A 23,914-nucleotide genomic window follows, 5' to 3' on the forward strand; every position below is an offset into this window, starting at 1 on the left:
CTCTCCCCATTGGGGAGAGGGAATAGTCAGTGCGTTATTATTGCGCTGAAATCCACACCAGCATTTTCAGACTTGCCGAGTAGTAGTCGTCCTTAGACGTGATCTCGGGGTCTCCGGAAGACTCTCCCATCGTTAAATCGCGTACCGCCAGCAGGCCGCCTTCCATCATGTAGGGCGCATATTCGTTGGTCGTGACGTTAACCCAGGCGGGCGTTTGCTCCCGAGGGAACTGACCAAACCAGGCTTTCCACGGCGTCAGCAACGGGCTTTGTTTATCAGACCAGGCCACGTACAACGGAATACGAATCGCGTCATAGCTCATCCTCGGTGGCCAGCCTGTGGCCGGCGCCAGCTTGCCGCCTGATGTCAGTGAAACCCAGTCAGCGGGCAGATTAGCTTTGCCCGAGCCCATTTTGCCCAGCAGGTGTTTCCCATCCTTAATCAACTCATGCCAGACCGGTAAATGACTACGCCCGGCAAAGGCCTGCCACGCCGGAAACACAAAATAGGAAGGATTAAGGACTACTTCACCCTCAAGCTTAAATCCCTGGGCGCCGGGCAGCATCACGCGGTAACCCGCATAGCGGATTACGCTGTGGTCAATCAGGGCTTTTGTAATCGCATCCGATTCAGCGCTGTAGCGTTTGTCATGCCAGCGGGCATCCGCTTTTAACAACGCCCAGGCAATCAGCACATCGCCATCTGCGGCGTTGTTTTTGTCGGCGACCGGGTTGGTCTCTGCGGGGTTATAACGCCAGTAAAACAGGCCGTTCTCTTTGTTCTTCAGCTGGCTGGCTGTCCATTGCCAGAGCTTATCGAACGTGGCTTTATCGTCATTGGCCACCGCCATCAGCATGGCAAAACCCTGGCCTTCCGTATGCGAAACGCCGCCATTGCCGGTATCGACAATGCGGCCTTCCGGTTTGAAAAAGCGTGCTTTGTAACTTTCCCAGGCCTGACCCGCCTGCGAGAGAGGAGAAAAAAGCACGCTCATCATCACAGCCAGCGTCGCGCAGACGGGTTTTCGCATCATTCACTCAATCCGGTTATTCGGCACTTCGCAGTGAAATCTCACCGCCTACCCAGGGTTTGATCGCGCCACCCTGCTCCAGAAGCAGCGCGCCCTGAGCGTCAATACCGCGGGAAGTCCCGTAGATCTCTTTATCACCAATCAGCAATTTCACCGGACGGTTAATAAAGTTATCCAGCTTTTCCCAACGAGACAGGAACGGTGCCAGCCCTTCCTGTTCAAAAAGCGTGAGCGAGCTGCGCAACTCTTTAATCATACGTACGGCGAGGGTGTTACGATCGATGACGATGCCCGCCTCCTGAAGGTTAGTCCAGGCCTGATTCACCACATCATTTTGAACATTGCGCATGACCATATTCAGGCCCGCACCAATAACGATTTGCGCCGCATCACCGGTTTTTCCCGTCAGTTCGACAAGAATACCGGCAAGTTTACGATCGTTCAGATACAGATCGTTCGGCCATTTTACGCGCACTTTATCCGCACCCAGGTCGTGCAGCACTTCCGCCATGACAATGCCGATGACCAGGCTCAGGCCAATGGCAGCGGCCGGGCCCTGATCGAGTCGCCAGTACATGGAAAGATAAAGGTTAGCGCCAAATGGCGAGAACCATTTGCGGCCGCGACGGCCACGCCCGGCTTGCTGATATTCTGCAACACAGGCATCGCCGGATTTCAACTCAGGCAGGCGATCCAGCAGATACTGGTTCGTAGAATCAATCACAGGCAGCACCGCAACATTGCCCTGTCCAATCTGGCTGCGGATCGCTTCTTCATTCAGCAATTGAATAGGTTCCGGCAGGCTGTACCCTTTTCCGGGTACCGTGAACACATCGACACCCCAGTCGCGGAGCGTCTGAATATGTTTATTGATGCCGGCGCGGCTCATGCCTAGCTGCTCACCCAACTGCTCGCCAGAATGAAACTCACCGTCAGCGAGGATGCTAATCAGGGTTAAAGGGATGGTATTGTCTTTCACGCGATGGCCTCCACGGCATTGACTTCACCAGTGCGGCCAATGAAGCGGACTTCCGGCTCCAGCCAGACGTTAAACTTTTCGCCCACGCGCTGGCGAACATCATGTGCCAGCTGTACAACATCATCGCTGGTCGCATCGCGCTGATTAATCAGTACCAGGGCCTGCTGCTGATGAACGGCAGCACCTCCGACAGACGTGCCTTTTAGCTGACATTGATCGATAAGCCATCCCGCAGCCAGCTTCACGCTGCCATCCGCCTGAGGGTAATGTGGCGCAGCTGGCCATCCTTCAAGAAGGACTTGTGCATTTTCGCTGCTGATAACCGGGTTTTTGAAGAAGCTTCCTGCATTTCCGTTGATTTTTGGATCGGGAAGTTTGGTCATCCGCATATGGCAAACCGAGTCAAAAACGTCGCGGGGGGTCACGGTAGCCGGATCGAGACGCGTTAAATCACCGTAGGTCAGCACGGGCTGCCAGTTCTTTGACAGACGCAGCCCCACGGCAACGATCGCGTAGCGATCCTGATATTCATGTTTGAAGATACTGTCACGATAGCCAAAACGGCACTGTTCAGCCGTTAAACGCTTAGCCGTTCCGGTCGCCAGTTCGATGCAGTCGACATATTCACAGACGTGTTTCAGTTCAATACCGTAGGCACCGATGTTTTGAATAGGTGACGATCCGGCGCAGCCAGGAATAAGCGCGAGATTTTCCAGCCCCGGCATCCCTTTTTCGAGGGTAAATTGCACCAGATGATGCCAGTTTTCTCCGGCCCCCACGTGCAGGTGCCAGCTATCGGTACGCTCTTCCACATCAATTCCCATGATGCGGTTAACGATCACCGTTCCCGAAAAATCTTCAAGAAACAGGACATTACTTCCTTCGCCCAGAATCAGTACAGGTTCATTATTTTCTGTTGCGCTTTGCCATGCGTTCAGCAACTGCTGTGCGGTTTCGGCACGTACAATGTTCTTAGCATTCCGTTGAATGCCAAAGGTATTCCAGGGCTTAAGGGAGTGGTTCATAGACGCTATCCTGATGCAAAAACGCAGGTAGTTTACCGTATAAGCAGGGGATTGGGGGATTAGTTTGTGCAGCGTAGAAACGCAAAAAGGCCATCCTTGCGGATGGCCTCTCTACTTATTTGATGCCTGGCAGTTCCCTACTCTCACATGGGGAGACCCCACACTACCATCGGCGCTACGGCGTTTCACTTCTGAGTTCGGCATGGGGTCAGGTGGGACCACCGCGCTAAAGCCGCCAGGCAAATTCTGTTAATCTGTATCAGAGCTGAAAATATCTGTCTCTCACCGCCGAAACAGCTTCGGCGTTGTAAGGTTAAGCCTCACGGTTCATTAGTATCGGTTAGCTCAACGCATCGCTGCGCTTACACACCCGACCTATCAACGTCGTAGTCTTCAACGTTCCTTCAGGACTCTCAAGGAGTCAGGGAGAACTCATCTCGGGGCAAGTTTCGTGCTTAGATGCTTTCAGCACTTATCTTTTCCGCATTTAGCTACCGGGCAGTGCCATTGGCATGACAACCCGAACACCAGTGATGCGTCCACTCCGGTCCTCTCGTACTAGGAGCAGCCCCCCTCAATTCTCCAGCGCCCACGGCAGATAGGGACCGAACTGTCTCACGACGTTCTAAACCCAGCTCGCGTACCACTTTAAATGGCGAACAGCCATACCCTTGGGACCTACTTCAGCCCCAGGATGTGATGAGCCGACATCGAGGTGCCAAACACCGCCGTCGATATGAACTCTTGGGCGGTATCAGCCTGTTATCCCCGGAGTACCTTTTATCCGTTGAGCGATGGCCCTTCCATTCAGAACCACCGGATCACTATGACCTGCTTTCGCACCTGCTCGAGCCGTCACTCTCGCAGTCAAGCTAGCTTATGCCATTGCACTAACCTCCTGATGTCCGACCAGGATTAGCTAACCTTCGTGCTCCTCCGTTACTCTTTGGGAGGAGACCGCCCCAGTCAAACTACCCACCAGACACTGTCCGCAACCCGGATCACGGGTCTACGTTAGAACACCAGCCATTAAAGGGTGGTATTTCAAGGGCGGCTCCACGCAGACTGGCGTCCACGCTTCAAAGCCTCCCACCTATCCTACACATCAAGGACCAGTGTTCAGTGTCAAGCTATAGTAAAGGTTCACGGGGTCTTTCCGTCTTGCCGCGGGTACACTGCATCTTCACAGCGAGTTCAATTTCACTGAGTCTCGGGTGGAGACAGCCTGGCCATCATTACGCCATTCGTGCAGGTCGGAACTTACCCGACAAGGAATTTCGCTACCTTAGGACCGTTATAGTTACGGCCGCCGTTTACCGGGGCTTCGATCAAGAGCTTCGCGTTGCCGCTAACCCCATCAATTAACCTTCCGGCACCGGGCAGGCGTCACACCGTATACGTCCACTTTCGTGTTTGCACAGTGCTGTGTTTTTAATAAACAGTTGCAGCCAGCTGGTATCTTCGACTGATTTCAGCTCCACCCGCAGGGGCTTCACCTACATATCAGCGTGCCTTCTCCCGAAGTTACGGCACCATTTTGCCTAGTTCCTTCACCCGAGTTCTCTCAAGCGCCTTGGTATTCTCTACCTGACCACCTGTGTCGGTTTGGGGTACGATTTGATGTTACCTGATGCTTAGAGGCTTTTCCTGGAAGCAGGGCATTTGTTACTTCAGCACCGTAGTGCCTCGTCATCACACCTCAGCGTTAAAAGAGTTCCGGATTTACCTAAAACTCCCGCCTACATGCTTAAACCGGGACAACCGTCGCCCGGCTAACATAGCCTTCTCCGTCCCCCCTTCGCAGTAACACCAAGTACAGGAATATTAACCTGTTTCCCATCGACTACGCCTTTCGGCCTCGCCTTAGGGGTCGACTCACCCTGCCCCGATTAACGTTGGACAGGAACCCTTGGTCTTCCGGCGAGCGGGCTTTTCACCCGCTTTATCGTTACTTATGTCAGCATTCGCACTTCTGATACCTCCAGCATGCCTCACAGCACACCTTCAACGGCTTACAGAACGCTCCCCTACCCAACAACACATAGTGTCGCTGCCGCAGCTTCGGTGCATGGTTTAGCCCCGTTACATCTTCCGCGCAGGCCGACTCGACCAGTGAGCTATTACGCTTTCTTTAAATGATGGCTGCTTCTAAGCCAACATCCTGGCTGTCTGTGCCTTCCCACATCGTTTCCCACTTAACCATGACTTTGGGACCTTAGCTGGCGGTCTGGGTTGTTTCCCTCTTCACGACGGACGTTAGCACCCGCCGTGTGTCTCCCGTGATAACATTCTTCGGTATTCGTAGTTTGCATCGGGTTGGTAAGCCGGGATGGCCCCCTAGCCGAAACAGTGCTCTACCCCCGAAGATGAGTTCACGAGGCGCTACCTAAATAGCTTTCGGGGAGAACCAGCTATCTCCCGGTTTGATTGGCCTTTCACCCCCAGCCACAAGTCATCCGCTAATTTTTCAACATTAGTCGGTTCGGTCCTCCAGTTAGTGTTACCCAACCTTCAACCTGCCCATGGCTAGATCACCGGGTTTCGGGTCTATACCCTGCAACTTAACGCCCAGTTAAGACTCGGTTTCCCTTCGGCTCCCCTATACGGTTAACCTTGCTACAGAATATAAGTCGCTGACCCATTATACAAAAGGTACGCAGTCACACCACGAAGGTGCTCCCACTGCTTGTACGTACACGGTTTCAGGTTCTTTTTCACTCCCCTCGCCGGGGTTCTTTTCGCCTTTCCCTCACGGTACTGGTTCACTATCGGTCAGTCAGGAGTATTTAGCCTTGGAGGATGGTCCCCCCATATTCAGACAGGATACCACGTGTCCCGCCCTACTCTTCGAGTTCACAACCTGTGTGCTTTCGTGTACGGGACTGTCACCCTGTACCGTGCGACTTTCCAGACGCTTCCACTAACACACAAGCTGATTCAGACTCTGGGCTGCTCCCCGTTCGCTCGCCGCTACTGGGGGAATCTCGGTTGATTTCTTTTCCTCGGGGTACTTAGATGTTTCAGTTCCCCCGGTTCGCCTCGTTAACCTATGTATTCAGTTAACGATAGTGTGTCGGAACACACTGGGTTTCCCCATTCGGACATCGCCGGGTCAAAGGTTCATATCACCTCGCCGGCGCTTTTCGCAGATTAGCACGTCCTTCATCGCCTCTGACTGCCAGGGCATCCACCGTGTACGCTTAGTCGCTTAACCTCACAACCCGAAGATGTTTCTTTCGATTCACCATCGACTTGCGAAAATTTGAGAGACTCGAACACACATAACATGTGTGTCGTTTCAATTTTCAGCTTGATCCAGATTTTTAAAGAGCAAAACTTCGCAGTGCACCTTTTCAGGTTCACTCTGAAGTTTTCTTGTGTTCGCAGTAAAAGATGGTGGAGCTATGCGGGATCGAACCGCAGACCTCCTGCGTGCAAAGCAGGCGCTCTCCCAGCTGAGCTATAGCCCCATCGTTTTTAATCTCTGTACCGCTCATCCTTTAAAAGGAGTTTGGTAGGCCTGAGTGGACTTGAACCACCGACCTCACCCTTATCAGGGGTGCGCTCTAACCACCTGAGCTACAAGCCTGCAGAGATTTTTACTGCTGTTTTTCATCAGACAATCTGTGTGAGCACTACAAAGGCAGGTTCTTTAAGGTAAGGAGGTGATCCAACCGCAGGTTCCCCTACGGTTACCTTGTTACGACTTCACCCCAGTCATGAATCACAAAGTGGTAAGCGCCCTCCCGAAGGTTAAGCTACCTACTTCTTTTGCAACCCACTCCCATGGTGTGACGGGCGGTGTGTACAAGGCCCGGGAACGTATTCACCGTAGCATTCTGATCTACGATTACTAGCGATTCCGACTTCATGGAGTCGAGTTGCAGACTCCAATCCGGACTACGACGCACTTTATGAGGTCCGCTTGCTCTCGCGAGGTCGCTTCTCTTTGTATGCGCCATTGTAGCACGTGTGTAGCCCTACTCGTAAGGGCCATGATGACTTGACGTCATCCCCACCTTCCTCCAGTTTATCACTGGCAGTCTCCTTTGAGTTCCCGGCCGGACCGCTGGCAACAAAGGATAAGGGTTGCGCTCGTTGCGGGACTTAACCCAACATTTCACAACACGAGCTGACGACAGCCATGCAGCACCTGTCTCAGAGTTCCCGAAGGCACCAATCCATCTCTGGAAAGTTCTCTGGATGTCAAGAGTAGGTAAGGTTCTTCGCGTTGCATCGAATTAAACCACATGCTCCACCGCTTGTGCGGGCCCCCGTCAATTCATTTGAGTTTTAACCTTGCGGCCGTACTCCCCAGGCGGTCGACTTAACGCGTTAGCTCCGGAAGCCACGCCTCAAGGGCACAACCTCCAAGTCGACATCGTTTACGGCGTGGACTACCAGGGTATCTAATCCTGTTTGCTCCCCACGCTTTCGCACCTGAGCGTCAGTCTTTGTCCAGGGGGCCGCCTTCGCCACCGGTATTCCTCCAGATCTCTACGCATTTCACCGCTACACCTGGAATTCTACCCCCCTCTACAAGACTCTAGCCTGCCAGTTTCGAATGCAGTTCCCAGGTTGAGCCCGGGGATTTCACATCCGACTTGACAGACCGCCTGCGTGCGCTTTACGCCCAGTAATTCCGATTAACGCTTGCACCCTCCGTATTACCGCGGCTGCTGGCACGGAGTTAGCCGGTGCTTCTTCTGCGGGTAACGTCAATTGCTGAGGTTATTAACCTCAACACCTTCCTCCCCGCTGAAAGTACTTTACAACCCGAAGGCCTTCTTCATACACGCGGCATGGCTGCATCAGGCTTGCGCCCATTGTGCAATATTCCCCACTGCTGCCTCCCGTAGGAGTCTGGACCGTGTCTCAGTTCCAGTGTGGCTGGTCATCCTCTCAGACCAGCTAGGGATCGTCGCCTAGGTGAGCCGTTACCCCACCTACTAGCTAATCCCATCTGGGCACATCTGATGGCAAGAGGCCCGAAGGTCCCCCTCTTTGGTCTTGCGACGTTATGCGGTATTAGCTACCGTTTCCAGTAGTTATCCCCCTCCATCAGGCAGTTTCCCAGACATTACTCACCCGTCCGCCGCTCGTCACCCAGGAGCAAGCTCCCTGTGTTACCGCTCGACTTGCATGTGTTAGGCCTGCCGCCAGCGTTCAATCTGAGCCATGATCAAACTCTTCAATTTAAGTTTGATGCTCGTGAATTAAACTTCGTAATGAATTACGTATGTTCACTCAGAGACTTGGTATTCATTTATTGTCCGAAGACATTAAGAATCCATGTCACTTTGAGTGCCCACACAGATTGTCTGATAAATTGTTAAAGAGCAGTGCCGCTTCGCTTTTCGCTGCGGCGCGGGGTGTGCATATTACGCTTTCCCGCTTCAGAGTCAAGCATTTATTTTTGCTTTTCTCTGCTGACCCGGCGGCGTGTGTGCCGTTGTTCCGTGTCAGTGGAGGCGCATTATAGGGAGTTATTCTGGCGTGACAAGCACAAAATACAAAAAACTTTTCGTTCGCTCACTTTTCAAACTTAACGCTTATTTAAGTCGCGAATTGCCCGTTAAATGCGCGATTTCCCGAGCGAAACTGGCCACCTGCGACCAGTCGGTATAAACCACTTCTTTACGCGTATCGGTTTCGCCCCCCGTCATTTTCATAATCAGGCGGATCATGAAGCGGTCATACCAGCGATAGCGAGGGTAGCGCAGCGCGCCGGCAAAAACGGCGCACAGGTCTGGCTGCCACGGCGAGCTGAGTAAAAACTTGCGCGTGTAGCTGTTGGTCTGCGGCGTACGCTTCTCTGCTTTACGCGCGACCAGATTGACCGAGTAAAACGCACCGGGCAATTTGCTGAGCACCGCCGTGTGCTTTTTCACAAAGCGATCCAGCGCAGGATGGAAATGCCCGTAACGAATTGACGCGCCAATCACCACGCGGTCGTAATCCTGCCAGGCAATCTGCTCTGCACGATTCAGGTTTACCACATCCGAGTAAATACCCAGCTCTTTTAATTCCGATGCCAGATACGCGGCAATCTCACGCGTTTGTCCGTCTCGGGTAGAGAAAAGAATCAGTGTTTTCATCAACGGCTCCTTACTCGCGCCAGAATGTAGGGGTGAACAGCACCAGCAGCGTAAAGACCTCAAGACGACCAAACAGCATATTGGCGATGAGGATCCATTTCGCGACCGGGTTCATGCTGGCAAAGTTATCCGCCACAACCCCCAGACCAGGCCCGAGGTTGTTCAATGTTGCTACGACGGACGCAAAGGCGGAGAAATCATCCACCCCCGTCGCGATAATCGCCAGCATACTGACGATAAAGACCAGCGCATACGCAGAGAAGAACCCCCACACCGCTTCGAGGATACGTTCCGGCAGCGCGCGGTTACCCAGTTTGATGCTGTAGACCGCGTTCGGGTGAACCAGACGTTTTAGCTCACGGTTGCCCTGCTTGAACAGCAGCAGAATACGAATCACCTTCAGGCCACCGCCCGTGGAGCCCGCACAGCCGCCGATAAACGCGGAACACAGCAGGAGCACCGGCAGGAACAGCGGCCAGCGCGCAATGCTGTCCGTGGTAAACCCGGCGGTCGTCGCCATCGATACCACCTGGAAGAACGCCTGGTTTAGGGTCGTCAGCGCCGAGTTATAAACGTCGTGGAACCACAGCACCAGGGTACAGATGATGACCAGCGTAAGCTGGACACCAATAAACATGCGGAACTCCGGATCGCGCCAGTACACCTTCAGGCTGCGCCCGCTCAGTAAAGAGAAGTGCAGACCATAGTTACAGCCGGAGATCAGCAGGAAAATCGCAATGATGGTATTGATCGTTGGGCTGTCGAAGTAGCCCACGCTGGCATCGTGGGTGGAGAACCCGCCGATGGCAATCGTCGCAAAGCTGTGCCCTATAGCATCAAAAGCAGGCATCCCGGCGAACCACAGCGCCAGCGCACAGGCGACCGTCAGCAAGACATAAATCAGCCACAGGGTTTTCGCCGTCTCGGCAATGCGAGGCCGCATTTTGTTGTCTTTCAGCGGTCCGGGCATTTCGGCGCGATAGAGCTGCATACCACCGACGCCCAGAATAGGCAGGATGGCCACGGCCAGGACGATGATCCCCATACCACCGAACCACTGCAGCATCTGGCGATAAAAGAGAATCGCGTGCGGTAGCGAATCCAGGCCCACCAGCGTCGTCGCCCCGGTCGTCGTTAAACCCGAGAACGATTCAAAAAAGGCATCCGTGATGCTCAGGTTAGGCTGTTCAGAGAAGATAAAGGGCAGCGAACCGACACTTCCCAGTACCGTCCAGAACAGGACCACAATCAGAAAGCCCTCGCGAGATTTCAGCTCACCTTTCTGACGACGGTTTGGCCACCACAGCAGCGAGCCAATCGCCAGCGCGACAAAGAAGGTCTGGGTAAATGCCCGCCCCGCGCCATCCCGGTAGATAAGCGCCACCAGTCCAGGGAGAATCATCGTCCCGGAAAAGAGTATGACCAGCAGTCCAACGATTCGGGTTATGGCACGAAAATGCATCTCTGCCGCTTCCTTTGGTATTCAAAAGTGAGGTGGGGATTATTCTTCAATCGGCAGCAATTGCAACGAACCACGACTAAAATCAGCCAGTTTTGCTGAAAAAGCAGCCAGTTCCGCCTGAGGAAGCGCCACGCGTAATTGCACCATTGCCTGATATTCACTGTGTGCGATGACACCGTTAAACTGCTTCAGCAACGTTTCGATGCCGGATAACTGGGCGTAATCACACAGTAAAGTATATTCGGTGAGCGGCGTTTTGCGGGTGGTTATGAGTATATTCAGCGCCTGCTGAACCCCTCCGCCATACGCTTTAACCAGCCCACCCGTACCTAATAAAATGCCGCCGTAGTAGCGCACCACCACGGCGGTAATTTCACCCACACCGCTGCCCATCAGCTGGGAGAGCATGGGTTTACCGGCCGTTCCTGCCGGTTCACCGTCGTCGGAAAACCCCAATTGCTGCGAATCGTCCGGCGGCCCTGCCACCCACGCCACGCAGTGGTGGCGTGCGTCAGGATGCTCAGCCCGGACGGACTCGACAAACGCTTTTGCCGCCTCTACGCAGTCGGTATGCGCCAGCAGCGTAATAAAGCGGCTTTTCTTGATTTCCTCAACAAAGGTGACCGGTTCAGCCGGTATCAGCCAGCTTTCCATCAGGCCAGCTTCTGGTCTCGCGTCATGTTCTCGATACCGTTTTCATGAACCACAACGTTATCTTCGATGCGAATCCCGCCAAACGGCTTAAGCGCGTCAATTTTTTCCCAGTTGAAGTGCTTGCTGAACTGACCTTCACGCCACGGCGCCAGCAGGGATTCGATAAAGTAGATCCCCGGTTCAATCGTCAGCACCATACGCGGCTCAAGAATACGGGTGCAGCGCAGGTAAGGATACTTAGACGGTGCCGCCAGATGCGTACCGGTATCATCCTGCATAAAGCCCGCAACGTCGTGAACCTGCAGGCCCAGCGGGTGACCAATACCGTGCGGCATAAATGGCCCGGTCAGATCGTTCTCGACCATCGCCTCTTCGCTCATGTCTTTCACAATCTGATGCTTACGCAGCAGCTTCGCGATGCGCTGATGGAACTGGATGTGGTAATCCACATAGCTGGTGCCCGCCTTCATGGTGCCAATAAGCGCCAGCTGTTCATCGTTCACGTCTTTAATGAGCTGCGCGAAATCGGTATCCGCATTCGCCGCCCAGGTACGCGTCAGGTCTGCCGCGTAACCGTTGTACTCGGCGCCTGCGTCAAGCAGGAAGCTGCGCATCTCAGATGGCACATGGTGATCGAGTTTGGTGTAATGCAGGACGGAAGCATGCTCGTTTAGCGCAACAATATTGCTGTACGGCACGTCGGTATCGCGGTGGCCTGTCGCGGTCAGGTAAGCCAGGTTGATGTCGAACTCGCTCATACCCGACTGGAACGCTTCGTGCGCGGCGCGGTGGCCGTTCACCGCCGTTTTTTGCGCTTCACGCATGCAGTACAGTTCGTAGTCGGTTTTATACGCGCGGTTATAGTGCAGGTAATCCAGAACCCCTTTCGGGTTGAGTTTGTCTGCAGGAATATCCAGGCCCAGCGCACGCTCCGGAACAGGGCCAATATAGGCGATGTTGCCGCGCGCGGCTGGCAGCTGGCTGCCAATGCCGTCGGCTTTTGGCAACGCAATGACATCCACTTCTTCCGTCCAGAAAGAGGTCGGCAACGGCTCAACGTTGTGCCAGTAATCAACCGGCAGGTAGAACCACAGTTTCGGCTTATTCACGCCATCGACCAGCAGCCAGCAATTTGGAACCTGAGTCACCGGCACCCAGGCTTTAAACTGCGGGTTCACCTTAAACGGGTAAGCGTGATCGTCGAGAAAGGTATTCATCAGCTCGCCAGAGTGGATCAACAGCGCATCCAGCTTAAAGCGGGCCAGTACATCGCGGGTACGTTCCTGTAGGGTAACGATATGATTTTTATAAAGCGAAGCCAGTGAGTCCATCATTCTTCCTTTCGTTTTTTTGACCTCAAGTCATCGCATCTTAGCACACCTCACTCCGGCTGCGTGATTTCCACCGACCGTGATCAATGCAGCAATTTCTTAATGAGTAATTTGCATTTTATTAACATAAATCCCACACTCCGACTCATCTGGTATGACCAGATCCACTTGATGGATTCAGGAGACTGACATGCTTTACAAAGGCGACACCCTGTACCTCAACTGGCTGGAAGATGGCATTGCCGAACTGGTGTTCGATGCCCCCGGCTCAGTGAACAAGCTTGATACCGCGACGGTGGCCAGTCTTGGCCAGGCGCTGGATGTACTTGAAAAACAACCTGAATTAAAAGGGCTGCTGCTGCGCTCGAACAAAGCGGCCTTTATTGTCGGTGCCGATATCACCGAATTCCTCTCGCTCTTCCTGGTGCCTGAAGAACAGCTGAGCCAGTGGCTGCACTTTGCGAACAGCGTCTTTAACCGTCTGGAAGATCTACCTGTCCCGACCATTTCCGCCGTTAACGGCTACGCGCTGGGCGGTGGCTGCGAATGCGTGTTAGCCACGGATTACCGTCTGGCGACGCCGGACCTGCGCATTGGCCTGCCGGAAACGAAGCTGGGTATCATGCCGGGCTTTGGCGGCTCCGTGCGTATGCCGCGCATGCTGGGTGCCGACAGCGCACTTGAGATCATTGCCGCAGGTAAAGACGTCGGTGCAGAACAGGCGCAGAAAATCGGCCTGGTCGACGGCGTCGTTAAACCAGAGAAGCTTGTTGAAGGCGCTGTCGCCATTTTACGTCAGGCGATTAACGGCGATCTCGACTGGAAAGCGAAACGCCAGCCGAAGCTGGAACCGTTAAAACTCAGGAAGATTGAAGCCACCATGAGCTTCACCATCGCCAAAGGCATGGTGATGCAGACGGCAGGTAAACACTATCCTGCGCCCATCACCGCGGTAAAAACCATCGAAGCAGCCGCCCGCCTTGGTCGCGACGACGCGCTGAAGCTTGAAAACCAGAGCTTTGTTCCGCTGGCGCACACCAATGAAGCCCGTGCGCTGGTCGGTATCTTCCTCAACGATCAGTTCGTGAAAGGAAAAGCCAAACAGCTGACCAAAAACGTTGAGACGCCAAAACACGCGGCGGTACTCGGCGCCGGCATTATGGGTGGCGGCATCGCCTACCAGTCGGCCTGGAAAGGCGTGCCGGTAGTGATGAAAGACATCAGCGAGAAATCACTGACGCTGGGTATGACCGAAGCGGCCAAGCTGCTGAATAAACAGCTGGAACGCGGCAAAATTGACGGACTTAAGCTCTCCGGAGTGATCTCAACGATCCAGCCAACGCTGGAATACACCGGTTTCGACCGCGTGGACGTAGTCGTTGAAGCCGTAGTTGAAAACCCGAAAGTCAAAAAAGCGGTGCTGGCGGAAACGGAAGACAAGGTGCGTCCTGGCACGGTGCTGGCGTCTAACACCTCGACCATTCCAATCAGCGAACTGGCGAGCGTGCTGAAGCGTCCGGAAAACTTCTGCGGGATGCACTTCTTCAACCCGGTACACCGTATGCCGCTGGTCGAGGTGATCCGCGGGGAAAAAACCTCTGACGAAACCATTGCTAAAGTGGTGGCGTGGGCGAGCAAGATGGGTAAAACGCCGATCGTGGTGAACGACTGCCCGGGCTTCTTCGTCAACCGCGTCCTGTTCCCTTACTTCGCCGGTTTCAGCCAGCTGCTGCGCGACGGCGCGGACTTCCGCAAAATCGACAAAGTGATGGAAAAACAGTTCGGCTGGCCAATGGGCCCGGCGTATCTGCTGGATGTGGTCGGCATTGATACCGCCCACCACGCTCAGGCAGTCATGGCGGCGGGCTTCCCGCAGCGCATGCAGAAAGATTATCGCGACGCGATTGACGCCCTGTTCGACGCCAACCGCTTCGGTCAGAAAAACGGCCTGGGCTTCTGGCGCTATAAAGAAGACAGCAAAGGCAAACCGAAGAAAGAAGAAGATGCCGTGGTGGATGGCCTGCTGGCCGACGTCAGTCAGCCGAAGCGCGACTTCACCGACGATGAAATCATTGCCCGCATGATGATCCCGATGATCAACGAAGTGGTGCGTTGCCTCGAAGAAGACATCATCGCCAGCCCGGCAGAAGCCGACATGGCGCTGGTGTACGGCCTGGGCTTCCCTCCGTTCCACGGCGGCACGTTCCGCTGGCTGGATACTCTCGGCAGCGCCCGCTATCTCGATATGGCTCAGCAGTATCAGCACCTCGGCCCGCTTTATGAGGTGCCGGAAGGGCTGCGCAACAAAGCGCGCCATAACGAACCCTACTATCCAGCAGTTGAGCCAGCCCGTCCGGTTGGCGAGCTGAAAACGGCTTAAGGAGTCACAATGGAAAAGGTTGTCATTGTTGATGCGATTCGCACCCCGATGGGCCGTTCAAAAGGCGGTGCATTCCGTAACGTGCGTGCGGAAGATCTCTCCGCGCATCTGATGCGTAGCCTGCTGGCGCGTAATCCGGCGCTGGATCCTGCTGCGCTCGACGATATTTACTGGGGCTGCGTGCAGCAGACCCTGGAGCAGGGCTTCAACATTGCCCGTAACGCGTCGCTGCTGGCGGAAATCCCGCATTCGGTTCCGGCCGTCACCGTTAACCGCCTGTGTGGTTCATCCATGCAGGCGCTGCACGACGCGGCACGTATGATCATGACCGGCGATGCCCAGGCCTGCCTGGTCGGCGGCGTGGAGCATATGGGTCACGTACCGATGAGCCACGGGGTCGATTTCCACCCGGGTATGAGCCGTAACGTGGCGAAAGCGGCAGGGATGATGGGCCTCACCGCTGAGATGCTCTCCCGCCTCCATGGCATTAGCCGTGAAATGCAGGATACCTTCGCCGCCCGCTCTCACGCTCGCGCATGGGCTGCAACGCAGTCCGGCGCCTTTAAAAACGAGATCATCCCTACCGGCGGCCACGATGCTGACGGCGTTCTGAAGCAGTTCAGCTACGACGAAGTGATCCGCCCGGAAACCACCATAGAAGCGCTTTCCACCCTGCGCCCTGCGTTTGATCCGGTCACTGGGACGGTCACGGCAGGTACCTCGTCGGCGCTGTCCGACGGTGCCGCCGCGATGCTGGTGATGAGCGAAAGCCGCGCTCGCGAGCTGGGGTTAACGCCTCGCGCCCGCGTGCGTTCGATGGCGGTCGTGGGCTGCGACCCTTCGATCATGGGCTACGGCCCGGTTCCGGCGTCGAAGCTGGCGCTGAAAAAAGCGGGATTAACCGCCAGCGACATCGACCTGTTTGAGATGAACGAAGCGTTCGCTGCGCAGATCCTGCCGTGCATTAAAGATCTGGGGCTGATGGAGCAGATCGACGAGAAGATTAACCTCAACGGCGGCGCGATCGCCCTCGGTCACCCGCTGGGCTGCTCCGGGGCGCGTATCAGCACCACGCTGATTAACCTGATGGAACGCAAAGATGCCCAGTTTGGTCTGGCAACGATGTGTATCGGGCTGGGTCAGGGTATCGCGACAGTGTTTGAGAGAGTGTAAGGCTATAACGTAGGCCCGATAAGCATCGCGCCATCGGGCTTTTGCCGGGAGGCGCTGCGCTTTCCCGGCCTACGAGAGGTATCTCACCGCCACTGGCTTCACGGGCGTTGAGAAAGAGTTTAGTTGCCGTTCTTCCCGCCTGTCAGGGGCGGGTTTTTTATTTAAATGAAGGCAAACGCATCGCCGAACAGACGGTCTTCACGCGCGTCACGTTCGTTACAGAACAGGTCGCGGGCAATTTTCGCCATCTCAAAACGGCCAGCGATATAGATGTCGTGCCCTGCCAGCGTGCCATGATCCTGCAGTACCGCCGTCAGCACCGTTCCGCTACGCCCACGCCAGCCCTCTTCCGGCTGCTCAACCACCGGCTCAATGCGCAGGTTAGGATGGGTTACGCTCAGCGCTTCCAGCTCAGAAAGGTCATACAGATGTTTCTCTTCGCGGCCACCCCAGTAAATGGTGATATCACGGTCCGGATTACGCGCCAGGGCGGTCAACAGAATAGAGCGCACATACGAGAAGCCAGTGCCGCCAGCGATGAGGATCAGTGGACGGTCTTCGTCATCGCGCAGCCACGCCTCACCGTGTGGAATATCCACCACGATTTCGCGTTCCTTCAGGATCCGATCCATCACCGCCATCGCATACAGGTTAAGCTCTGACGCACCAATATGAAGCTCAATAAATTCCTGCTCCGCTGGCGTTGAGGCCATAGAGAAAGGACGCTTATCACGCTCATCCATCACAACCATTAAGTACTGACCAGCGCGGAAAGAGAATGGCGCTTCTGGCACTAAACGGACGCGATATACGGTGTCGGTGATGGCATCTACCGAGGTCACTTTACAGCTTAAGGTTGTCATTCGCTCTCTCTGTCGGGAAGTCTATAGGGCTTAACGGTCAGATTCAGGCTTACCGTTACTCATTATGGCCAGTTCGTCCCAGATCGCGTCAATTCGCGCGGTCACGGCAGGATCTTTTTTGATCGGGCGACCCCATTCACGGTCGGTTTCGCCGGGCCATTTATTTGTGGCATCCAGTCCCATTTTTGAGCCAAGTCCGGAAACCGGCGAGGCAAAATCCAGGTAATCTATCGGCGTGTTTTCGACTAACACCGTATCACGCGCCGGGTCCATTCGCGTGGTAATGGCCCAAATGACGTCATTCCAGTCGCGGGCGTTAACGTCATCATCGCAGACAATAACAAATTTGGTATACATAAACTGGCGCAGGAAAGACCATACGCCCATCATTACGCGTTTAGCGTGGCCAGGATACTGTTTCTTCATCGTGACCACCGCCATGCGATACGAGCATCCTTCAGGCGGCAGATAGAAATCTACGATTTCCGGGAACTGTTTTTGCAGGATCGGCACAAACACTTCATTCAGCGCCACGCCCAGTACCGCGGGTTCGTCCGGTGGACGTCCGGTATACGTGGAGTGATAAATCGCATCTTCACGCTGCGTAATGTGCGTCACGGTAAACACCGGGAAGTTATCCACTTCGTTGTAATAGCCGGTGTGGTCACCGTAGGGACCTTCCGGTGCCAGTTCACCCTGCTCAATGTAACCTTCCAGCACAATTTCGGCACTGGCCGGAACTTCAAGATCGTTAGAGATACACTTCACGACTTCCGTTTTGGTCCCGCGCAGCAGGCCTGCAAACGCATATTCAGAGAGCGTATCGGGTACGGGCGTTACCGCCCCGAGAATGGTGGCCGGATCGGCACCTAGCGCAACTGAAACCGGGAAACGTTCACCAGGATGCGCAGCGCACCACTCCTGGAAATCCAGCGCGCCGCCGCGATGCGACAGCCAGCGCATGATGAGCTTATTCTTGCCAATCAACTGCTGGCGGTAAATACCCAGATTCTGGCGCTCTTTGTGCGGGCCGCGCGTCACGGTGAGCCCCCAGGTGATCAGCGGAGCGGCATCTTCAGGCCAGCACTGCATAATAGGGATTTTAGTCAAATCAACCGCATCGCCTTCCAGCACTTTCTGCTGGCACGGCGCGCCGCGCAGGCGTTTGGTAGGCATGTTCAGTACCTGCTTAAACTGCGGCAGTTTGTCGAACAGATCGCGGAAGCCTTTCGGTGGCTCCGGCTCTTTCAGAAACGCCAGCAGTTTACCCACTTCGCGCAGCGCCGTGACGTCCTCCTGCCCCATCCCCAGTGCGACACGACGCGGTGTCCCAAACAGGTTGCACAGCACCGGCATTGAGTAACCTTTCGGATTTTCAAACAGTAATGCGGGGCCACCGGCACGCAGGGTGCGGTCAGCTATTTCTGTCATCTCCAGATAAGGATCAACAGGAAGTGTAATGCGTTTGAGTTCACCCTGCTTTTCCAGCAGCGTCAGGAAGTCGCGGAGATCTTGGTATTTCATGCAGTTAATCATGGCCTCTCTGTAAGCGCTTCATTATACGGCGTAAGACTGCTTGATGCTGTAATTTTGTTAAACAAGCGTGAACTTATGCGTTCTGTTGCGTTTTCCCCCATTATAATCAACTTAGCGATCCCGCCAGGGTTTTGATATGCTTGCGCCCCGAACTAAGGGAAAGAGTGATTATGCAGGCCTGGTATTTACTGTATTGCAAACGCGGGCAACTTCAGCGCGCGCAGGAACATCTTGAACGTCAGTCTGTGAATTGCCTGACGCCCGTGATCACGCTTGAAAAGATGCAGCGCGGGAAGCGCACAACCGTGAGTGAGCCGTTATTCCCGAACTACCTGTTCGTGGAGTTCGACCCGGAGGTGATCCATACCACCACTATCAGCGCCACGCGCGGCGTCAGCCACTTTGTTCGTTTTGGTGCCCATCCGGCAACGGTTCCGTCGACGGTTATTCACCAGCTGTCAGTTTATCAACAGCCTGAAGGGATCACCGACCCGGAAACGCCTTACACGGGCGATTGCGTTGTCATTACGGAAGGCGCTTTTGAAGGCCTGCAGGCAATTTTTGCCGAGCCGGACGGTGAAGCCCGCTCCATGCTGTTGCTCAACCTGCTGAACAAGCAGGTGCTTCAGAGCGTTAAAAACACCGACTTCCGCAAAGTTTAAAAACCTATCCCGAACAAATTACGCACGTTGTCATCCGTCTGCGCGGAAAGCCAGTGCGGATCCTCTCCGCGCCACTTCGCTACGCTCTCAACAATGTGCCCCAGCCAGGCGGGCTCATTTCGCCGCGATGCCGGTTTGGGTTTCATATCGCGCGGCAGCAGATAAGGCGCATCGGTTTCAAAAAGCAGCCGGTCAGCCGGGATCGCGGGTAACAGTTCCCGAAGCTCAAGCCCGCGGCGCTCATCGCAAACCCAGCCGGTAATGCCCAGATAAAGCCCTCGCTTCAGGCAATCCAGCGCCTCCTGGCGAGAACCAGTGAAGCAGTGCAGCACCGCGCCGGGCAGTTTATTCAGCCACGGATCCAGCAGCGCCAGGAAACGCTCATGCGCGTCGCGGCAGTGCATAAATACGGGCATTTCAAGCTCTGCCGCCAGTGCAAGCTGGGCAGTGAACGCCTTTTCCTGCTCTTCAGGCGTAGAAAAGTTACGGTTGAAATCGAGACCGCATTCACCGATAGCCACAACGTCTGGCATCTTCGCCAGCCTGTGCAGGGTTTCGCTACTGTCCGGGGTCCACTGGCTGCTGTCATGAGGATGCACGCCAGCGGTAGACCAACAGCGATCGTAGCGTTGCGCCAGCTGCTGCGCCTGCTCGCTTTCATGCAGGTTGGTCCCCGTAAGCAGCAGTCCTTTCACCCCAGCCGCAAATGCACGCGCAACCACCTCATCGCGATCTTTCGCAAACTGCGGGCTGGTCAGGTTGAGTCCGATATCAAACATACTAATCCCCATATAACAACCGCCCTGACGGGCGGCTGGTTTTAATCTTCAGTAGTCTTGTCGGACGTATCGTCTTCATCATCCGTTCGACGTCCTTTACCCACGTAGAAACGCGAGAAGAATACGCCGACTTCAAACAGGCAGTACATCGGTATGGCCAGCAGCGTTTGCGAGAACACATCTGGCGGCGTCAGCAGCATACCGACCACAAATGCGCCTACCAGGATATACGGACGCTTCTTACGCAGGTCATCCGGCGTGGTTACCCCTACCCAGCAAAGCAGCACAATGGCCACCGGCACTTCAAATGCCACGCCGAACGCCATAAACAGCGCCATGACAAAACTGAGGTAGCTGGCGATATCCGTCGACACCTGAACCCCTTCCGGCGCGGTGTGCGTGAGGAAGCCGAAGGCCAGCGGGAAGACAACAAAATAGGCAAACGCCATGCCGATATAGAACAGCAGGGAGCTGGAGACCAGCAGCGGGATCACCAGCTTGCGTTCATGCTTGTACAAGGCCGGCGCCACAAATGCCCAGACCTGATACAGAATGACCGGCGCAGAGGCAATCAGCGATACCCAAAAGGTAAGCTTGATGGGGGTAAAGAACGGAGAGGCCACGTCCGTCGCAATCATCGTTGCGCCCAGCGGCATCTGCTTGATCAACGGTGCAGAGACAACCTGGTAGATATCGTTGGCGAAATAGACCAGGCATAGAAAAATAACGAGAACCGCAATAATGCAGTTTAACAGGCGCTTACGCAGCTCAATGAGGTGCGTAATGAGCGGTTGAGTATCATCTACAGCCATGTTTACGCTTTATCACTCGACGAGGGGGATGATTCGGAAACAGGTGCGGCGGGCTTCGCCTCTGCCACTTTTATCGCGGGGTCTTCCGGCTGCGCCTGTTTTTTCACTTCAGTTTCCTGCGGCGTCTGTTCCGGCGCAGCAGCCTGATGTTCAGCGCTGGCTGGCGTTACGCCCTCACGCTGCTCCTCGCTGCCCTTCACCACCGGGTTATGGATGGTGTTCGCTTCATCGCTCGCTTTTTCAGGATCGTTAACGCTGTAGGAGCGCTTCATGGATTCCGCCGCTTCACGCAGTTCATCCATTGAGGCTTTCAGTTCCGGCGTCAGGTTATCCATGCTCGCCTTCTCAACCTTTTTCAGGCTTTCCTGAAATTCCTGCAGCTTAAGCTCCTGCGCCAGCTCATTCTGAACGGTCGATGCCAGCGATCTCAGCGCACGCACCCAGCCCGCAACGGTTTTCACTGCCACCGGCAGACGCTGCGGCCCCAACACGATCAGACCAATCACAAAGACCAGCAGCAGCTCACTAAAACCAATGTCGAACACGGCTTACACCTGCTCTTTATCGTGGCTTTTAGCGTCTTCCTTTTTGGCTTCTTCTTGCTTGTCGGAGATGGATTTAGCAGTAAAGTCAGCGTCCTGGCTGGTTTTATCCTGCTTACTCTCATCATCGCTCATCGCTTTCTTGAAGCCTTTGATAGACGCGCCCAGATCGGAACCAATAGAACCGAGCTTTTTGGTGCCAAACAGCAGCACGACGATGACGGCAATGATCAACAATTGCCAGATACTGATACCACCCATACATGTTCCTCAGGGATAGATGATTAATTAGTCAGGTCGCATTATACGTATGCGACCCGTCGAAGGCGATGAACTCAGCGCGTTTTTCGCCAGCCGGCCAGCCAGACAACAGCCCCGCCAGCCATCAGCCAGGCGGGCATCATCTGCCAGTCCGGGCGGTTGATCAGCAGCAGCGTACCGCTCAGCAGCAGCGTTGCGCCAATCCCAAAGAGATAGCGTGACTGTCCCTGACGAACGCGGCTGGACTGAAGCTCGCGGGCGATTTTATCCATACTGTGCTGAAGGTTCTTGCTCTGACGCAAACTGTCATAAACCAGTTCAGGAATTTCAGGCATTTTCTCTATCCAGAACGGGCCTTTCTCCTTCAGCGAGCGCACCAGCGCCGGAATGCCAACCTGATCCTTAATCCAGGATTCAAGGAAAGGTTTCGCGGTCTTCCACAAGTCTAACTGAGGATAGAGCTGTCGGCCTACACCCTCAACGTAAAGTAATGTTTTCTGAAGTAAAACTAGCTGCGGCTGGACTTCCATATTAAAGCGGCGAGCGGTGTTGAACAGGTTTAACAGCACGTGCCCGAAGGAGATTTCCGCCAGCGGTTTTTCAAAAATCGGTTCGCAAACGGTTCGGATCGCAAACTCGAATTCTTCGACGTTGGTGTCCGGCGGCACCCAGCCGGAATCGACGTGCAGCTCGGCCACCTTACGGTAGTCGCGGTTGAAGAAAGCGATGAAGTTCTCAGCCAGATAGCGTTTATCTTCTTTATTCAGCGACCCCACAATCCCGCAGTCGATACCAATATACTTCGGATCTTCAGGGTGCTCGTAGCTCACGAAGATATTGCCCGGGTGCATGTCCGCGTGGAAGAAGCTGTCGCGGAATACCTGGGTAAAGAAGACCTGTACGCCACGTTCGGCCAACAGCTTCATGTTCGTTCCCTGTTTTTCCAGGGCCACCACATCGGAGACGGGAATACCGTAGATGCGCTCCATTACCATCATGTTCTGGCTGCAGTAGTCAGAATAGACTTCAGGTACATAAAGCATCGGGCTGTTTTCAAAGTTGCGACGCAGCTGAATGGCGTTTGCCGACTCGCGCAGGAGGTTAAGCTCGTCAATCAGCGTTTTTTCATATTCCCGCACCACTTCCATCGGACGCAGACGGCGCCCGTCCGGCAGCAGACGCGGCACCCAGCGCGCCAGACGATAAATCAGCTTCATGTCTGCTTTGATGACGGGCAGGATGTCCGGACGAATGACTTTAATAACGACTTCTTTGCCGTTTTCTTTCAGACGCGCGGTGTGCACCTGCGCGATAGAGGCCGACGCCAGTGGCTGAATGTCGAAATCGTCAAACCAGGTCTCGACGGGAATATTTCCCATCGCCTCTTCAATTTGCTTTTTCGCGCGCGCGCCGTCAAACGGTGCGACGCGATCCTGCAGCATCGCGAGCTCATCAGCAATCAGAGGCGGGAAGAGATCGCGACGGGTCGAGAGCATCTGCCCGAACTTAATCCACACCGGCCCCAGCTCCTGCAGCGCCAGGCGCAGACGCTCGCCCAGCGGCTGACCTTTATGACGATTGGGCATCCAGAACAGCATCCGCCGCCAGATACGAAGCGGCAGCGTGATACGCATTTTGGGGATAAGCTCGTCGAGCCCGTAGCTCAAAAAGGTGCGAATAATGAAATAGAGGCGCCGAATTTCACCAGGCGTCATTTGCCCTCCAGTTTTTCCAGCCGTTTGGTTAACGCATCAACCGCACGTTCAACAGCAGCGGTTTCTTCCGCAAACCACGCAACTTCCAGCGATCCGGGCGCCATTCGCCACTCCTCCGTCAGCACTTCCGCCGCATAGCGTTGCTGACGTTGAAAGCTTTTGCGCGCGAAGGATGCGCCGCCATGAAGGACTTTCCCGATGCCCTCGGCGGCAATGTCGCCGATAAAGGGTGCGAGCAGTTCTGCCGGGTCAAACTCAGCCAGATCGGTGAGCGCAACGAAGTTCTGCACGACCTGGATATCGCCTTCCACTTCCAGCTCACCGCTGCGGATAAGCGCCGTTAATTGCTGGCGATCGCGCAGTTTTGGCAGCACGCTCATGTGAGTGATGACCGAGCAGTCGGCTTCACCTTCCCACTCCCCCAGAACGTCAAGCTGGCGCTCGCTGAAGACCAGCACAAGCGGCGTCGAGAACTCTTTTAAAACAATACGTAATACCTTCCCGCTCAGCCGCTGACGTGCGGCTTTCAGCGCCGGAGCGCGATACAGAAAAGCGTTCAGTACATTCTCGATGCCTGCGGAGACTAAGGGTTTAAAGGGCACGGGACACCTC

General features: G+C 54.9%; 18 protein-coding genes, 2 tRNA genes and 3 rRNA genes. 3 read left to right on the forward strand and 20 right to left on the reverse strand.

From position 1 onward, the window contains the following. Positions 1-37: 37 nt before the first annotated feature. The 12 genes from ACWHWP_RS22630 to pepQ form a co-directional block, all read right to left on the reverse strand. Positions 38-1,030, reverse strand: a complete 993-nt coding sequence (locus ACWHWP_RS22630) for a glycosyl hydrolase family 8 (protein WP_447856743.1) — start codon at positions 1,028-1,030, stop codon at positions 38-40. Positions 1,031-1,046: 16 nt separating this feature from the next. Continuing rightward, a complete protein-coding gene (gene birA, locus ACWHWP_RS22635; RefSeq protein ID WP_059311454.1) occupies positions 1,047-2,009 on the reverse strand; it encodes a bifunctional biotin--[acetyl-CoA-carboxylase] ligase/biotin operon repressor BirA in 963 nt (320 codons plus the stop codon). Beyond that, positions 2,006-3,034 (reverse strand): UDP-N-acetylmuramate dehydrogenase, encoded by a 1,029-nt coding sequence (gene murB, locus ACWHWP_RS22640; RefSeq protein WP_059311455.1) that lies wholly within the window; start codon positions 3,032-3,034, stop codon positions 2,006-2,008. Before murB ends, birA begins: the two co-directional genes overlap by 4 nt. 124 nt (positions 3,035-3,158) lie before the next feature. Continuing rightward, positions 3,159-3,274, reverse strand: a 5S ribosomal RNA gene (gene rrf / locus ACWHWP_RS22645). A 69-nt stretch (positions 3,275-3,343) separates the two neighbouring features. Next, positions 3,344-6,248 (reverse strand): 23S ribosomal RNA (locus ACWHWP_RS22650). A 180-nt stretch (positions 6,249-6,428) separates the two neighbouring features. Beyond that, positions 6,429-6,504 (reverse strand) — tRNA-Ala (locus tag ACWHWP_RS22655). Between the two features lie 42 nt (positions 6,505-6,546). After that, a tRNA-Ile gene (locus ACWHWP_RS22660) sits at positions 6,547-6,623 on the reverse strand. Between the two features lie 69 nt (positions 6,624-6,692). Then, positions 6,693-8,232: ribosomal RNA gene (locus ACWHWP_RS22665) — 16S ribosomal RNA — on the reverse strand. Together the 16S, 23S and 5S rRNA genes with 2 tRNA genes alongside form the textbook arrangement of a ribosomal RNA operon. 354 nt (positions 8,233-8,586) lie before the next feature. Continuing rightward, on the reverse strand, positions 8,587-9,132 hold the full coding sequence (hemG, locus tag ACWHWP_RS22670; RefSeq protein WP_047345430.1) for a menaquinone-dependent protoporphyrinogen IX dehydrogenase: 546 nt from the start codon (positions 9,130-9,132) through the stop codon (positions 8,587-8,589). A gap of 10 nt (positions 9,133-9,142) precedes the next feature. Beyond that, positions 9,143-10,594, reverse strand: a complete 1,452-nt coding sequence (gene trkH, locus ACWHWP_RS22675; RefSeq protein ID WP_023309600.1) for a Trk system potassium transporter TrkH — start codon at positions 10,592-10,594, stop codon at positions 9,143-9,145. Between the two features lie 39 nt (positions 10,595-10,633). Continuing rightward, positions 10,634-11,248: an IMPACT family protein gene (locus ACWHWP_RS22680; protein WP_447856482.1), complete on the reverse strand. Its 615-nt coding sequence runs from the start codon at positions 11,246-11,248 to the stop codon at positions 10,634-10,636. After that, on the reverse strand, positions 11,248-12,579 hold the full coding sequence (gene pepQ / locus ACWHWP_RS22685; protein WP_447856744.1) for a Xaa-Pro dipeptidase: 1,332 nt from the start codon (positions 12,577-12,579) through the stop codon (positions 11,248-11,250). Before pepQ ends, ACWHWP_RS22680 begins: the two co-directional genes overlap by 1 nt. A 190-nt stretch (positions 12,580-12,769) precedes the next feature. Here pepQ and fadB point away from each other — a divergent pair, with 190 nt between their 5' ends. Together fadB and fadA are read left to right on the forward strand one after the other, a co-directional pair. Continuing rightward, positions 12,770-14,959: a fatty acid oxidation complex subunit alpha FadB gene (gene fadB, locus ACWHWP_RS22690; RefSeq protein WP_447856484.1), complete on the forward strand. Its 2,190-nt coding sequence runs from the start codon at positions 12,770-12,772 to the stop codon at positions 14,957-14,959. Positions 14,960-14,968: 9 nt separating this feature from the next. Further along, positions 14,969-16,132 carry an acetyl-CoA C-acyltransferase FadA gene (gene fadA / locus ACWHWP_RS22695; protein WP_447856485.1) on the forward strand — a complete coding sequence of 388 codons (1,164 nt, stop codon included), beginning with the start codon at positions 14,969-14,971 and terminating at the stop codon, positions 16,130-16,132. Positions 16,133-16,293: 161 nt separating this feature from the next. Here the strand turns inward: fadA and fre are convergent, their stop codons facing one another. Further along, on the reverse strand, positions 16,294-16,995 hold the full coding sequence (gene fre, locus ACWHWP_RS22700) for an NAD(P)H-flavin reductase (RefSeq protein WP_032675626.1): 702 nt from the start codon (positions 16,993-16,995) through the stop codon (positions 16,294-16,296). A 30-nt stretch (positions 16,996-17,025) separates the two neighbouring features. Next, positions 17,026-18,528, reverse strand: a complete 1,503-nt coding sequence (gene ubiD, locus ACWHWP_RS22705; RefSeq protein WP_447856746.1) for a 4-hydroxy-3-polyprenylbenzoate decarboxylase — start codon at positions 18,526-18,528, stop codon at positions 17,026-17,028. A gap of 173 nt (positions 18,529-18,701) precedes the next feature. Between ubiD and rfaH the strand changes: the two genes are divergently transcribed. Then, the gene (rfaH, locus tag ACWHWP_RS22710) at positions 18,702-19,193 is read left to right on the forward strand and encodes a transcription/translation regulatory transformer protein RfaH (RefSeq protein ID WP_059311547.1); all 492 of its coding nucleotides are present in this window, start codon (positions 18,702-18,704) and stop codon (positions 19,191-19,193) included. Here the strand turns inward: rfaH and tatD are convergent. The 6 genes from tatD to ubiJ all read right to left on the reverse strand — a co-directional run bounded on the left by tatD (position 19,190) and on the right by ubiJ (position 23,904). Next, positions 19,190-19,972 carry a 3'-5' ssDNA/RNA exonuclease TatD gene (gene tatD, locus ACWHWP_RS22715; RefSeq protein WP_059311546.1) on the reverse strand — a complete coding sequence of 261 codons (783 nt, stop codon included), beginning with the start codon at positions 19,970-19,972 and terminating at the stop codon, positions 19,190-19,192. The genes rfaH and tatD overlap by 4 nt on opposite strands. A 41-nt stretch (positions 19,973-20,013) precedes the next feature. Next, positions 20,014-20,784 carry a Sec-independent protein translocase subunit TatC gene (gene tatC / locus ACWHWP_RS22720; RefSeq protein WP_447856486.1) on the reverse strand — a complete coding sequence of 257 codons (771 nt, stop codon included), beginning with the start codon at positions 20,782-20,784 and terminating at the stop codon, positions 20,014-20,016. Positions 20,785-20,786: 2 nt separating this feature from the next. Beyond that, the gene (gene tatB / locus ACWHWP_RS22725) at positions 20,787-21,329 is read right to left on the reverse strand and encodes a Sec-independent protein translocase protein TatB (protein WP_047345439.1); all 543 of its coding nucleotides are present in this window, start codon (positions 21,327-21,329) and stop codon (positions 20,787-20,789) included. A gap of 3 nt (positions 21,330-21,332) precedes the next feature. Beyond that, a complete protein-coding gene (tatA, locus tag ACWHWP_RS22730) occupies positions 21,333-21,587 on the reverse strand; it encodes a Sec-independent protein translocase subunit TatA (protein WP_047345440.1) in 255 nt (84 codons plus the stop codon). A gap of 74 nt (positions 21,588-21,661) precedes the next feature. Further along, positions 21,662-23,302: a ubiquinone biosynthesis regulatory protein kinase UbiB gene (gene ubiB / locus ACWHWP_RS22735; protein ID WP_447856487.1), complete on the reverse strand. Its 1,641-nt coding sequence runs from the start codon at positions 23,300-23,302 to the stop codon at positions 21,662-21,664. After that, positions 23,299-23,904 carry a ubiquinone biosynthesis protein UbiJ gene (gene ubiJ / locus ACWHWP_RS22740; RefSeq protein ID WP_063431786.1) on the reverse strand — a complete coding sequence of 202 codons (606 nt, stop codon included), beginning with the start codon at positions 23,902-23,904 and terminating at the stop codon, positions 23,299-23,301. The genes ubiB and ubiJ overlap by 4 nt, the downstream gene beginning before the upstream one ends. Between the last annotated feature and the right edge of the window lie 10 nt (positions 23,905-23,914).

This window comes from Enterobacter sp. WI-ESBL-E8 (assembly GCF_053364895.1).

What these genes read in the sequence shown, in the direction of transcription:
- ACWHWP_RS22630 (WP_447856743.1), bottom strand. Translation starts at nt 1,030, where the DNA reads ATGCGAAAACCCGTCTGCGCGACGCTGGCTGTGATGATGAGCGTGCTT.
- murB (WP_059311455.1), bottom strand. Translation starts at nt 3,034, where the DNA reads ATGAACCACTCCCTTAAGCCCTGGAATACCTTTGGCATTCAACGGAAT.
- hemG (WP_047345430.1), bottom strand. Translation starts at nt 9,132, where the DNA reads ATGAAAACACTGATTCTTTTCTCTACCCGAGACGGACAAACGCGTGAG.
- trkH (WP_023309600.1), bottom strand. Translation starts at nt 10,594, where the DNA reads ATGCATTTTCGTGCCATAACCCGAATCGTTGGACTGCTGGTCATACTC.
- ACWHWP_RS22680 (WP_447856482.1), bottom strand. Translation starts at nt 11,248, where the DNA reads ATGGAAAGCTGGCTGATACCGGCTGAACCGGTCACCTTTGTTGAGGAA.
- pepQ (WP_447856744.1), bottom strand. Translation starts at nt 12,579, where the DNA reads ATGGACTCACTGGCTTCGCTTTATAAAAATCATATCGTTACCCTACAG.
- fadB (WP_447856484.1), top strand. Translation starts at nt 12,770, where the DNA reads ATGCTTTACAAAGGCGACACCCTGTACCTCAACTGGCTGGAAGATGGC.
- fadA (WP_447856485.1), top strand. Translation starts at nt 14,969, where the DNA reads ATGGAAAAGGTTGTCATTGTTGATGCGATTCGCACCCCGATGGGCCGT.
- fre (WP_032675626.1), bottom strand. Translation starts at nt 16,995, where the DNA reads ATGACAACCTTAAGCTGTAAAGTGACCTCGGTAGATGCCATCACCGAC.
- rfaH (WP_059311547.1), top strand. Translation starts at nt 18,702, where the DNA reads ATGCAGGCCTGGTATTTACTGTATTGCAAACGCGGGCAACTTCAGCGC.
- tatD (WP_059311546.1), bottom strand. Translation starts at nt 19,972, where the DNA reads ATGTTTGATATCGGACTCAACCTGACCAGCCCGCAGTTTGCGAAAGAT.
- tatC (WP_447856486.1), bottom strand. Translation starts at nt 20,784, where the DNA reads ATGGCTGTAGATGATACTCAACCGCTCATTACGCACCTCATTGAGCTG.
- tatA (WP_047345440.1), bottom strand. Translation starts at nt 21,587, where the DNA reads ATGGGTGGTATCAGTATCTGGCAATTGTTGATCATTGCCGTCATCGTC.
- ubiB (WP_447856487.1), bottom strand. Translation starts at nt 23,302, where the DNA reads ATGACGCCTGGTGAAATTCGGCGCCTCTATTTCATTATTCGCACCTTT.